Here is a 12,403-nt window from a genome sequence, read left to right on the forward strand (position 1 = left end):
AGAACAAATGCAGTTAAATGAGTTTATAAAACCCAATGAACTTACAGTTGATTATACAAAAAATCAACTTGGAGCCAGGGTTAAACAATGGAATAGAAAGGATTTACCAAATAACTCATTGTTTATAATAGGTCTTAGTAATTTAAAGGGGGAGGTACATAATTTATGTGCCATTAGAACTGAATTATACTCATATTACTTACCCAGCAGCCAAAAACAAACAATAGACCTGGGAAATATTATTTCCTTTGATAAAACAGATCAGGCTGAATTGCTTATTCTTGTAATGAACACAGTGCAAAAAAACGGTTCAGTGCTCATTATTCTAACAGAGGAAAAGCAAAATCTGTCTTTTTTATATGGTCATGAATTAAGCAAAGAATTATTAATTGTTGCGGAAAAGTCCCCTTCTGGCAAACAAAAAAATCCTGTAGATTTATTGCAAAAGAAAAGAATTGAGCGCTTATTATTGGTTGGCGTGCAATCATATTTTCTTAATCCGGCCATTAGAAAAAATACAATACATCCGATTATATGCCGGCTTGGTCAAATTAGAGATAGTATTCACGAAATTGAGCCCTGTTTCCGTATGGCAAGATTTGCCGAGTTTGATGTAAATGCTTTGCGTTACAGTGATTTCCCGATGAATAAGTCTGAAAATCCAAATGGACTATATGCCGAAGAGTTTTGCCAACTCGCCTGGTTTGCCGGGAATAGCGAAACGTTAGATTTTATTGCTTTAAGTGGGTTATCTGAGAATCTGCGAAACTCAAAACCCAGTATAAAGCTTGTCGCTCAAACAGTTTGGTACATAATAAGTGGTGTAGATATCCGGCAGAACCACCTACCCGGAAATGTTCCGGAAAATTTTAAAGAGTTTCACCTCCAAAACACCCGGTTGCCTGAAGATTTGGTTGTGTATAAAAGTAAAACAAATGCAAAACATTGGTTGCAATATGGAAAAATTGACAGATTTGTTCCTTGTACACAAAAAGATATGGACGATATCTTAAACGATAACATTAATGATCGGCTCTGGGAAGCCATAAGTATGCTGTAATTCGAATATTTGGAATTTATATTTCCTTAACCACCGCTTTTCTGTATGGTTTGTTTGATGTTTCAGGAAGGTTTACTATATTTACTAATCAATAAATAGTGTTTATTTTACTTGGAACGAATAAAAAAATATAGCATAATAAAACAAGTTGGAATATATTACGTAAATCCATTAATGCTTAAACAATTCAAAAACTTACAATTTAAAAAAGTATTTAATTTGTTTGGTTTAATGATTTTTATTTATTTTACCTCTTTAAAGGCTCATGGAAAAGCCTGAGATTAGATAAATCAAAGAATGAGAATATTTTTTATCATTATAATACTAACTTTATCCACCTGGTCAATGGCACAAACCATACCACATGCAACGTTATTTCAATACAATCACATGATGGTTAATCCCGGTTATGCAGGTATGAATGATGGGATTACAGTTAATACGGTTGTAAGAAATCAATGGATGGGATGGGACGGTGCTCCAAACACCCAAAATTTTAATGCACATATGCCATTTAAACTTTTTGGCGCCGAGCATGGAGCAGGATTGACGCTTATGAACGACGAAGCCGGATTTGAGAATAATATTGCTATTGGTTTAAATTATGCTTTTCGTCGAGATATTGCCGAAGGTACAATGGGTATTGGTGTTGGATTTGGGTTTTACAATCAGACGCTTAATGGAACATTTGACCCAATACAGGAAGGAGATGCTTTAATACCACAAGGAAAAGATGAAGCACTTTTTTTCGATCTTAATATAGGTGGTTATTATAAAACAGATAAGTTGTATTTTGGATTATCCGTAAATCATTTAACGGCACCCGAAGTCAAATATCAAAACAGTACAGGAGGAAGTTATCCATATTACCAGCGGGCGGCCTTTTTAACAGCTGGTTATCGTTATCAGCTCAGCAATCCGCTATTTGAATTTGAACCAAATATTATGGTTTATTCGACAGGTTCTTCAACCCAGGCCGCTTTTAATGCAATATTGCATTATAAAAATCGTTTTTGGGGAGGTGTTGGATACCGGGTCATTGATGCCGCATCTGTAATGGCTGGCGCAGAAATAATTGAAGGATTAAATATAGGATTAGCTTACGACATACCAACATCGCAGGTAATTCATGCCACAGCAGGTTCATTTGAATTTACTGTGCAATATGTGTTTAAGGTTGATCTGGAGAAAGATGACCGAATTTATCGAAGTGTTAGATTTTTGTAAATTAATGATATCAAAATATGGGCAATATGAAAAAACTAATTGTTTTATTAACCGCAGCGACGCTATTAAGTGCTTGTAATTCAGGTGGAGGCGGTGAGCTGACCGGTGTTGAGGGTCGTGCACCCGGTTATGATCAAACACCTTATGGAATGGTTTTGGTTGAGCAAGGAAGCTATACCATGGGGCCAACAGACGATGATGTACCCTGGGCTATAAATGCACAAGCCAAGACAGTTTCAATTTCTTCTTTCTGGATGGACGAAACAGAAATTACCAATAACGAATACAGACAATTTGTACATTGGGTTAGAGATTCACTAGCCTACCGCATGCTTGGTGAGCAAATTGATGAATACCTTATTCGCGAGAATGAATTTGGCGAGGAAATCGACCCGCCATATATTAACTGGAATGAGCCAATAGTTTGGGACGGACAAGAAGAACAAGAAATTCTTGCCGATCTTTATTATCCAGAAAATGAGCGTTTTTTCCGGATGAAAACTATTGATCCAAGAAAACTTATCTATCATTATTATTGGGTAGATTATAAGCAAGCTGCTGAAAAGTTTACTTTCGATAATAAGGTGAGAAGAAGATATAACTACGAAACAGGTCAGTACGATGGCGAACTTTACAATGAGGAAGGTATAAAAGAAGAGGTACAGGATAGATCTTCATTTATTATGGAAGAATCCACTCCAATTTATCCTGATACATTAGTTTGGATTAGTGACTTTTCATATTCTTATAACGAACCAATGGCCAATTCTTACTTCTATCACCCTACTTATGACAATTATCCTGTTGTTGGTGTGAACTGGGTACAGGCCAAAGCTTTTGCTGTATGGAGAACAAACCTGCTTAATGCAGCGCAGTCACGCCGTGGTGAACCTAATGTTCAGGACTACCAATTACCAACCGAAGCTCAATGGGAAAGAGCTGCCAGAGGAGGTCTCGACCTTGTCCCCTATCCATGGGGAGGATATTATACCAGAGATGCCGAAGGTTGCTTCCTGGCAAACTTTAAACCTCTTAGAGGAGATTATACAGAGGATGGCGCCCTTCGTACACATGAAGCAGCTGCTTATAACCCAAATGATTTTGGTTTGTATGATATGGCAGGCAATGTGGCCGAATGGACACGTAATTCTTTTGATGAGTCAGCCTATACTTTTACTCATGATATGGACCCTGAATATGAATACAGAGCGCTTGATAATGATCCTCCAGTACTAAAACGAAAAGTCGTCAGAGGTGGATCATGGAAAGATATTGGCTATTACCTGCAAAACGGGACTCGTGCCTATGAATATCAGGATACTGCTAAATCTTACATTGGATTTAGATGCGTACGTTCATTCATGGGTAGCGGTCAAGATGCCCCTAGTTCTAATGTTTACTAAATTTTAGGTTATGACATTATCGGAATTTGTTGAAAGTAAAACGTATAAGACAATTATGAAATATGTATACGGCTGGGGCGCATCCGTTGTGCTGGCCGGTGCATTGTTCAAAATTCAGCACTATCCTGGTGCAGGACCAATGCTTGTTGCAGGGATGAGTACTGAGGTTTTGATATTCTTTTTGTCTGCTTTCGAGCCTTTACATGAAGAGCCTGATTGGACCTTGGTTTATCCTGAATTGGCTGGAATGACGAATGACCTTGACGATGATTTGCCGCGTGATAATTACGGAATTCAACGCGATAGCAGATTGTTTAATGTCTCAGAAGCACCCTCTGGGGCCCCCGATGGTAGGCAACCAGCAGTTGCTTCTCAGGCTCCTGCAGCCCAGGAAGGTGGAGAACAACCGCAAGCCGGAGCACCGACAGGCGGATACCCGGTTCCAGGAGGGCAAAAAACTTACGCACTCGAGCGATTTGATGAACTTCTTGAAAAGGCAGAACTTGGTCCTGACCTATTTGTAAAAATGGGAGAAGGAATTCAAAGACTATCCAATACTGCTGAAGACCTGAATAAAATGCAAGATGTTGTTGCAGCCAATGAAAACTATGCTGCAAATATGCACAATGCATCAGAATCAGCTCGCCAGCTCTCTGAAACATTTAATTCATCCAGCGATGTTGTTCAAAGTTCAACCTCCTCCATGAGCGAAGCTTCCTTGAAAGCTGCTGAAAAAATGGAGCAAACAGGTGACGATTTGGCTAGCGCAGCACATGAAAGTGCAGAAACCATTAAGCATTCCTTTACGGAGGCTTCCAAAAATAGCGCTTCTAAAATTGAACAATCATTTGATGGCTTCTCTGATGCCGCAAGATCCAGTTCCGATAATCTTGCCCAAAGTGCTGAAAAGGCCGGTAAACATTTAATGGATGCGGCAAACGAGAGTGGTAGCATGCTAACTCAAAGCTACCAGCAGCTAATTTCTGAGATGGAAAATAGCATGCAAAACATGAAATCAGGAAACCAAACATATATTGAACAAATAGACACCCAAAACAAACATCTAACTGCCTTAAATTCAATATATGAACTGCAGATGCAAAATCTAAATCAACAAAACGAGCAATCAGAACAGTTGTATAACAAGGCCAATGAGGCAATTGAAAATATGAGTGCTGCAGTTGGAGATACTCAGAAATACAAAGAAGAGCTGGGTAAATTAAATGATAATCTTGCCGCATTAAATAATGTTTATGGTAATATGTTATCATCATTCAATTTGAACTCAAACGAATAAGCTAGAGAATTATGGCAGGTGGCAAAGAAACTCCCCGGCAGAAGATGATAGGGATGATGTATTTATTCCTCACAGCAATGCTTGCTTTGAACGTATCAAAGGAGGTTTTGAATTCTTTTGTACTTGTGAATGATAGTCTTTCTGCAACAGTAGATAACTTTACTGAAAAGAATAAGAGTATCTACCAGGATTTTGAAGAACAAGCTTCTATGAATGAAGAGAAGGTTGGGAAATGGCGGGATCTTGCCAATGAGGTTAGGGCAAAAGCTAATGAAATCAGTGAATATATAAAAGAACTGAAAGTTGAAGTTGTTCAGGCAGCTGATGGGGAGGATGCAGCAGCTATCACCGAGGATGGAGAAGTTATTGCTGATAAAATTGATGCAAAAGACAATTTGGATGTCGGAGGAGAGGTAATGATAGTTAAAGGGAAAGGTCCTGTATTAAAAGAGAAAATCGCTGAGTTCAGAAAGTTTTTGCTTAAAAATACAGATCCAGAACACTCTTTTATTCGAAAATCGATTGAGAAGAATTTAAACACAAATGATCCACCATCGGACGATGGAGCCCAGCTCTCATGGACTTCTCATCATTTTGGAAATATGCCGCTTGCAGCTGTTTTGACAATGCTTACTAAAACGCAGTCCGATATACGAAATGCTGAAGCTGATATTTTGCGTTATTACTATGGCCAGATAAGTGCCCAGGACTTTAAGTTTAACGATTTGGAACCTGTTGTGCTTCCTACCAAAAGCAACTATGTGCTTCAGGGAACCGAATACGAAGCGGAAGTTTTTATTGCTGCCCAGGATACTACTCAAAAGCCAAGTATTTATGTTGGGGAATACGAAAAGGTTGGTGAAGGAAAATATCGCATGTTAGGTAATTACGACTCTTTAGATATAAAAAATGGTCGTGGTATTTATCAGGTAAGAGCAAACAACAGAGGAGATAAAGAATGGGGAGGTTTGATTGCAATGCGTGCTCCCGATGGATCTATTCAGCAATATCCTTTCGAAGCACAATACCAGGTGGAAGTGCCTACAGCCATAATCAGTGCCAGCGCAAACCGCGTATTCTATTATGGCGTTCCAAATCCATTAGAGGTATCAGTACCCGGCCTTCGAAAAGACCAACTGAAACCAGCAGCTACAAATGCACGTATTGTTTCTTACAATGGCGGCATAGCTGTTAAACCAAGTAAAAAGGGGGGTAAAATTAAAGTAAGCCTTTATGCTGATGTGGACGGTCGAAGAAAATTTATAGGTAGTAGAACATTTAGTGTGAAGCAGATTCCACCCCCAACCCCGGTTTTGCAACCGATTAATGTGAAGTTTGGAGATATCGCTAAAGGAGAGTTGGGTTTTGCTGATCGTGTAGTAGCTAAACTTGAAGGATTTATTATGGAAAATATTAAATATCAGGTAATTAGTTACACTGTAAGCACCACAGATGAAGGTTTTACTATAGAGGAAACAGTAAATGGTGAACGCTTTACTCAGGCTGTAACCCAGATGATACAAAAGGCCAGTAGAAACCAAAAAATAACCTTTGAAGACATTAAAGCGAAAGGACCAGACGGAGTTAAAGAACTAAGTCCAATGGTTTTTACCATTAAATAAAAACTCCATAACAGTAGAAAATTAAAAATTAAACGATAAACACATGAAAAAATTAGTGCTTTTCTCTTTTACATTTGCCTTGTTGTTTTCTTTAGTCCCTGTGGATAAGGCGGAAGCACAGGTTCTTGATGGTATTTATGAAAAAGAACATGTGCCTAGCAGACGCCCTGTTCCATATTCACAGCTGCGAGAAGCCGATGTGATGTGGAAAAAACGAATCTGGCGGTGCATTGATTTGCGTCAAAAAATGAATTTTCATTTTTATTATCCAATAGAGCGCATAAATGAGCGCATGAGCCTCACCAATTTATTGGTTTATGGTCAAACGCACGAAGGTGTAGTGCTTTATGATGCCGATGAGAATGATAGATTTACCACCATTCTGACCACTTCAGAAATTGAAGCAAAATTTGATGCCGGAACACAAGAGCGAAGAATTGTGCAGGAAGACGGTACTGAGATTGTTAAAGAATTTTATCAGGGAATTAATTACGCTGAGGTTAAACAAATATGGTTAAAAGAAGACTGGTTCTTTGACCGTCAGCGTTCCAAAATGGAAGTCAGAATATTGGGCATTATGCCAATCCGTTTTGCTGAAGACCCAAATACTGGAGAGCTGGAGAAACAACGTCTTTTCTGGGCCTATTACCCTGCCGTGCGACCAATTCTTGCAAATCATGAAGTGTTTAACCGGCAGAACGATGCAAAACGTCGAACATACGATGATATCTTCTTTAAAAGGTATTTCGATAGCTATATCGTAAAAGAATCGAACGTATATGAAGATCGTAGGATAGCAGAGTATCGCGAAGGAAGAATGGCACTATGGGAAGCTCAAAAAATTAAACAAGAAATGTTTAATTTTGAACAGGATCTCTGGTCATATTAGATATTGAAATTAATGCAAGAAAAGGCCCGGAAGGGCCTTTTTTTATATGTTCTCTTCACCTTTTTTAAACTTAATGTCGTTTAAAATTTCACGTATTTTATCTTCTTCAGACTTTTTACAGATAAGCAGGGAATCATAAGTTTCAGCTACTACATAATCATCTAAACCCTGTATAGCCGTAATTTTGTTATCCGTTGTAGTGATAAAAGTATTGTGTGTATCATATGTAAGGATGTTTTGATGATTGATGACATTATTCTGTTCATCTTTATCCTTATTTTCGAAAAGATTGCTCCATGTACCCAGGTCAGACCAGCCAAAATTTACACAGTATACGTAAACATTTTCAGCTTTTTCCATTATTCCATAATCAATAGAAATGTTTTTACACCCAGAGTATATTCTACTAATGAAATTTTCTTCTTCTGCGGTATTGAATACTGCCCTGTCTTCTGCAAAAAGTTCATATATTTCAGTAAGATATTCTTCAAATGCGGCGGTTATATCTTTCAGTTTCCACATGTAAATTCCGGCATTCCAAAAAAATTCGCCACTTTCAACAAAAAAATTTGCCAGTTCCGCATCGGGCTTTTCTGTAAAATTTTTAACTTTTGTAATACCTTCTTTGATGGAGGTGTCTTCTATTTGAATATATCCATAATTTGTCTCTGGTCTTGTTGGAGTAATGCCAATTGACAGCAAGGCATCTTTGTGATTAATGAATTTTATACCTTCATTGATGACTTTTACAAATTTTTCCTGGTCTAAAATTAGATGGTCCGCAGGCGTTACAATTATCGAGGCTTCTGGATTTATAGCTCTAATCCGTTCATTAGCAAAAGCTATGCATGGGGCAGTATTCCGCCGTGTAGGTTCTACAAGTATCTGGCTTTCTTTTAATTCGGGAATTTGTTCCTGAACAAGTTTTTTAAAAATGAAGCCTGTGACAATAAAAATATTTTCCCTGGGGCAAACTTTAGCCATGCGATTATATGTCATTTGCAGTAGGGTAGAACCTGTATCTAATAAATCGATAAATTGTTTGGGACGGTTTTGCCTGCTCAAAGGCCAGAAACGCCTGTCGATTCCGCCAGCCATTATTACGCAAAACAAGTCTTTATTCATTTTCATTGTTTTTTTGAATGCTGTTATCGGTTGCTTCTGCTTCTTCCTCTTTATCTGCCTCTTTCATAAATGTTTTCATAAGTAGAATTGTCCAGCCGCTGTTTCTATTGTATCCAAGCCGTTGGAATCTTATTTGTTTTTTTTCAAAATATATTTTTATAAAGATGCTGCGATAAGTATCATCTCCGGTACCCTCCCAATGATTAAGGGCATTTACGTTTTCAACAATGTCAAAAGGCTTTCTCAGCATATTAAATCTGTGGTCATAACTTGCAAGGCAACTATTACCTGTTGAATCAAGAATAATTTGTAGTGCAAGTATGCCTTTAAGCCTTTGAATATGTTTTTTTTCAGCCCCTTGCATAATTTCTGTAACAAGCAGGCTATCTCCTTTAGCGTATTGAAGCGTTACGCTTTTATCTTCCAACCGAAATTGCGGAGAACAATTGTCAAGTTTGTCTTTAAACATTTTTTGGGCATGTAAGTTTATTCCCAAAAATATGATTGTCAGCAACAGTAGAATCCTCATTGAACAGTTTTTTTCTATATCAACAAAGATAATGTTTTCTGACACCTAATGCAATTTTCAAAAATACAACGTTTCCTTCTAAACTATTAAAAATTGGTGACGGCAGGATTTAAAGGGTATTTTTTTACCTTAAGTAAAAATTACTCTTATTTTCACATCACTGCCCTAAAGCAAAAGAAACTACTTTTGATACTAATTGAAATTTACAGAACACACTGCATGGATTTCTTAGATGTGGTAGTTGGTATTGGGATTGGCTGCTATGCGCAGGAGGTAGAAATAGAGAAAAATATTGAACCCAATACTTACAAGGCTGAACAAACCAACGGTAATTAAAACATGGTCGAACCATAATACTCCGGCACCCAGAGCCAGTAATCGGCCTCCGAGCAAAGCCAGCTGGTAAAGCGTACCGGCTTTTTGTTTGTTCAGCATGGTGAGCAAACTGGTGGCAGGGTTGTTCATAAAACTAATAAAGAAAAAAGGTACGAGTACTTGTGTCATAAAACCTGTTGACATATAGTCATCAGATAATATCCAGTCGAATAGCCAGGGCGCTGCAATTAATAAAATAGAGAAGGGTACAATACCAATTCGAAACATGTTGCGGTACATTCGCTTCACAAAGGCCTTCAAATCGCGACCGCTATGCATAATATCGGATGTTTCGCGATAGAATACCTGCCCAACAGAGTTGGCTACCATTCCAGTAGGCGTATTCACAATTTTATTCGACATACCAAAATCACCAGACGCACCTGCACCAAAAAACCTTGTCAGCATAAAGACCGGAAGCTGACTCGAAAGGTTGTTTAAGAAGCTAATTAAAGTATCGTAGAGCGGCATGTCTTTGTAGCGCCGGGCAAGTCCGCCAATATCACTTCTTGCGAAAACAAAGCAGGCCGGATCGCTTCTAAAGGCATAAAAAATCAGTAATACTACGCTAATGCCCTGGGCAAGGAGCAGCCCATACAGCAAACCATCTGCCGTAAAACCTAAAAATCCAAACAAACTTTGTGTAACCACCAGCACAATTCCTTTTGAAACACGTCCATAGGTGATGTAGCGATATTTTTTCAGCCGGTTGAGGTAAAACATAAAAGTTTCAAACAATCCCAGCAAAAAAGTGCTCAATGGAATGTAATAAAGCCAGTTGGCCAGGTTGGGGTTGTCTATTAATTTACTGACAGCAGGATGTATGCCTATGATTATCAGCATGAGCAGGGCAGAAACACCCAGGCTTATTGCTGTATTAAAGGCAAGCAATGCCCGTGCATGAGTATCTTTTTTTGGCAACAGCAATGCATAATGGTATTGCAGATTGGAAATAATTTTTGTTACCAGTATAATGCTGGAATAAATGAAATAAACATCAAAAATAACTTTGGGATAAATGCGGGTAAGTAAAGGAAAGATAAGAATAGGCAGCGCCTGGCCTATGGCAGTACCGCTAAAAAGGCTTCCCACGTTGCGCCAGAAGGGGTCCTTTCGTAAATTGTTGAGCTTTTCCCTGAATCGCTGCACCATTTTCTGCATTTTGACGAAAATACGGAAAATTTGTGGAACAACGCAACAACAAAGGTTTTTTGCTTTGCTTATGACCTTGTTTGGAGGTACTTGTTTTACTGTTTATTCAATCTCATCTCGCTCAGTGCTTCTTCGAACGAGCGGCTTTTAAAGCCAAAATCTCTGCTGGCTTTCTCTGCAGAAAAATTAGTGCAAGCCGGTCTTGGGGCTTGGGCGGTAAAACTACTGGAGTGTACTGGTGTGATAAGATTTTGGTCCAGATGAAAAGCCTCCGCTATTTTTAAAGCCATTTCGTATACGCTCAGATAATCGGCACCGCATGCGTGGTAGATTCCTCTGTTGGGGATTTGAGCTACCTGTAGTGTCATTGCCGCCAAATCCGTTACATAGGTTGCTGTGCGAAAATGGTCTGTTGTGACATTAATGTTTTGCTTAGCCGCGAGCGATTTTTTCACCCATAAAACCAAATTGGAGCGCGTGCCAGCAAGGGTTGGTCCAAAAATAAGCACAGGCCTTATTATGGTACTTTGCCGGCAAATATTTTGTACATGGAGTTCTGCCATTTCTTTGGTGCGCCCATAATAGTTTACCGGATCAGTTTTATCGTTTTCAGTAACAAGTGTATCCTTTCCCGGAAAAACAAAGTCGCTGCTGATATGAATGAGCCGCGTGCCTGAATGCCGGCAGGCCTCAGCTAATTGCCGCGATACCTCTAAATTTACCCTGAAGGCTTCATCCCTGTGTGCTTCGCAATAATCTACTTGCGATAAAGCCGCGGTATGAATTACAACATCAAATTTTTCTACCATCTGCGCTAAAATATCGACAGAAAGCAAGTTGACTTGCTGAAAATCGTCACAATAATCGTGAATACTCCGGTTTCCTGACCAACCTGTGAGATGTATATGCTTATTGGCATTTGCCAGCTTTGCAATATGTTGACCTAAAAAGCCATTACTTCCTGTAAGCAGTATTTTAATCATCGCAGCTCTTCATTAATTCGCGCATACTTTGAATTTGTGGTGGTGTGCCTAAAACCAGAAGTATATCCTTATTGGTTACCGTTGTTGAAGGATCCGGATTATGAATAAAATCTCCCTTATCTTTTTTGATACCTACCACATTTACGCCTGCTCTTTGCCGCAGGTTCATGGAGGCAATAGTAGTTTTATCACCCTCAGGCACCGATATACATTGTATTTCTTCAAGGTTCACTTCTTCTGTCGACTGCAATAGCAAGGTATCGAGAAATTCGATTAAGTCCGGACGTGTTACCAACTGAGCCATGTGCGATCCTCCGACTTTATCGGGCATAATTACTTCATTGGCTCCGGCACCCAGCAGTTTGTCAATATTGACCTCGTCAGATACCCGGCTGATGATTTTAAGGCCTGGGTTGAGTGCCCTGGCTGTAACAATCACAAAAAGATTGTCTGCATCGCTGGGGAATGTGGCCAAAAGTGCACGTGCACTCCGAATATTGGCCTTTTCCAACACATCATCTTCGGTAGCATCGCCATTCAGATATTGGAATTGTTGGTTTTCCTGGATTTTCTCTATTACCTTTTCGTCCCGTTCAAGAATCACAAATTTTTCATAATGATTCAATAAATCCACTGAAGCTTGTTTCCCAACGCGCCCGTATCCGCACAAGATAATATGATTTTCTGTTAGGTCAAAGTTTTGTTTCACGGTTGATATAAATTAATTTCTGTAAACTTAAA

Annotated in this window: 11 protein-coding genes; 6 read left to right on the forward strand and 5 right to left on the reverse strand. The window is 38.9% G+C overall.

Annotation, left to right across the window (positions count from 1 at the left end; all coding sequences use genetic code 11):
• Positions 1-7 precede the first annotated feature (7 nt).
• The 6 genes from ACTB0Y_RS02805 to porN all read left to right on the forward strand — a co-directional run bounded on the left by ACTB0Y_RS02805 (position 8) and on the right by porN (position 7,498).
• Positions 8-1,060, forward strand: a complete 1,053-nt coding sequence (locus ACTB0Y_RS02805) for an arginase family protein (protein WP_463205273.1) — start codon at positions 8-10, stop codon at positions 1,058-1,060.
• Positions 1,061-1,357: 297 nt separating this feature from the next.
• Positions 1,358-2,287 (forward strand): PorP/SprF family type IX secretion system membrane protein, encoded by a 930-nt coding sequence (locus tag ACTB0Y_RS02810; RefSeq protein WP_463205274.1) that lies wholly within the window; start codon positions 1,358-1,360, stop codon positions 2,285-2,287.
• 26 nt (positions 2,288-2,313) lie between these two features.
• A complete protein-coding gene (porK, locus tag ACTB0Y_RS02815) occupies positions 2,314-3,690 on the forward strand; it encodes a T9SS ring complex lipoprotein PorK/GldK (protein ID WP_463205275.1) in 1,377 nt (458 codons plus the stop codon).
• Between the two features lie 10 nt (positions 3,691-3,700).
• Complete coding sequence (gene porL, locus ACTB0Y_RS02820; protein WP_463205276.1) at positions 3,701-4,987, forward strand: type IX secretion system motor protein PorL/GldL; 1,287 nt, start codon at positions 3,701-3,703, stop codon at positions 4,985-4,987.
• Between the two features lie 11 nt (positions 4,988-4,998).
• Positions 4,999-6,609 (forward strand): type IX secretion system motor protein PorM/GldM, encoded by a 1,611-nt coding sequence (gene porM / locus ACTB0Y_RS02825; RefSeq protein ID WP_463205277.1) that lies wholly within the window; start codon positions 4,999-5,001, stop codon positions 6,607-6,609.
• Positions 6,610-6,652: 43 nt separating this feature from the next.
• The gene (porN, locus tag ACTB0Y_RS02830) at positions 6,653-7,498 is read left to right on the forward strand and encodes a type IX secretion system ring subunit PorN/GldN (protein ID WP_463205278.1); all 846 of its coding nucleotides are present in this window, start codon (positions 6,653-6,655) and stop codon (positions 7,496-7,498) included.
• Between the two features lie 42 nt (positions 7,499-7,540).
• Here porN and ACTB0Y_RS02835 read toward each other — a convergent pair whose 3' ends face one another.
• The 5 genes from ACTB0Y_RS02835 to ACTB0Y_RS02855 form a co-directional block, all read right to left on the reverse strand.
• Positions 7,541-8,629 (reverse strand): mannose-1-phosphate guanylyltransferase, encoded by a 1,089-nt coding sequence (locus ACTB0Y_RS02835; protein ID WP_463205279.1) that lies wholly within the window; start codon positions 8,627-8,629, stop codon positions 7,541-7,543.
• The gene (locus ACTB0Y_RS02840) at positions 8,616-9,152 is read right to left on the reverse strand and encodes a hypothetical protein (RefSeq protein ID WP_463205280.1); all 537 of its coding nucleotides are present in this window, start codon (positions 9,150-9,152) and stop codon (positions 8,616-8,618) included. The genes ACTB0Y_RS02835 and ACTB0Y_RS02840 overlap by 14 nt, the downstream gene beginning before the upstream one ends.
• A gap of 228 nt (positions 9,153-9,380) precedes the next feature.
• The gene (locus ACTB0Y_RS02845) at positions 9,381-10,679 is read right to left on the reverse strand and encodes a lipopolysaccharide biosynthesis protein (RefSeq protein WP_463205281.1); all 1,299 of its coding nucleotides are present in this window, start codon (positions 10,677-10,679) and stop codon (positions 9,381-9,383) included.
• 95 nt (positions 10,680-10,774) lie between these two features.
• A complete protein-coding gene (locus ACTB0Y_RS02850) occupies positions 10,775-11,662 on the reverse strand; it encodes an SDR family oxidoreductase (RefSeq protein ID WP_463205282.1) in 888 nt (295 codons plus the stop codon).
• Positions 11,655-12,371, reverse strand: a complete 717-nt coding sequence (locus tag ACTB0Y_RS02855; protein ID WP_463205283.1) for a potassium channel family protein — start codon at positions 12,369-12,371, stop codon at positions 11,655-11,657. The genes ACTB0Y_RS02850 and ACTB0Y_RS02855 overlap by 8 nt, the downstream gene beginning before the upstream one ends.
• Positions 12,372-12,403: the final 32 nt, after the last annotated feature.

Source organism: Salinivirga sp. (assembly GCF_055145285.1).

Excerpts from the sequence above, each read along its gene's own strand:
- ACTB0Y_RS02805 (WP_463205273.1), top strand. The coding sequence starts at position 8 with ATGCAGTTAAATGAGTTTATAAAACCCAATGAACTTACAGTTGATTAT.
- ACTB0Y_RS02810 (WP_463205274.1), top strand. The coding sequence starts at position 1,358 with ATGAGAATATTTTTTATCATTATAATACTAACTTTATCCACCTGGTCA.
- porK (WP_463205275.1), top strand. The coding sequence starts at position 2,314 with ATGAAAAAACTAATTGTTTTATTAACCGCAGCGACGCTATTAAGTGCT.
- porL (WP_463205276.1), top strand. The coding sequence starts at position 3,701 with ATGACATTATCGGAATTTGTTGAAAGTAAAACGTATAAGACAATTATG.
- porM (WP_463205277.1), top strand. The coding sequence starts at position 4,999 with ATGGCAGGTGGCAAAGAAACTCCCCGGCAGAAGATGATAGGGATGATG.
- porN (WP_463205278.1), top strand. The coding sequence starts at position 6,653 with ATGAAAAAATTAGTGCTTTTCTCTTTTACATTTGCCTTGTTGTTTTCT.
- ACTB0Y_RS02835 (WP_463205279.1), bottom strand. The coding sequence starts at position 8,629 with ATGAAAATGAATAAAGACTTGTTTTGCGTAATAATGGCTGGCGGAATC.
- ACTB0Y_RS02840 (WP_463205280.1), bottom strand. The coding sequence starts at position 9,152 with ATGAGGATTCTACTGTTGCTGACAATCATATTTTTGGGAATAAACTTA.
- ACTB0Y_RS02845 (WP_463205281.1), bottom strand. The coding sequence starts at position 10,679 with ATGGTGCAGCGATTCAGGGAAAAGCTCAACAATTTACGAAAGGACCCC.
- ACTB0Y_RS02850 (WP_463205282.1), bottom strand. The coding sequence starts at position 11,662 with ATGATTAAAATACTGCTTACAGGAAGTAATGGCTTTTTAGGTCAACAT.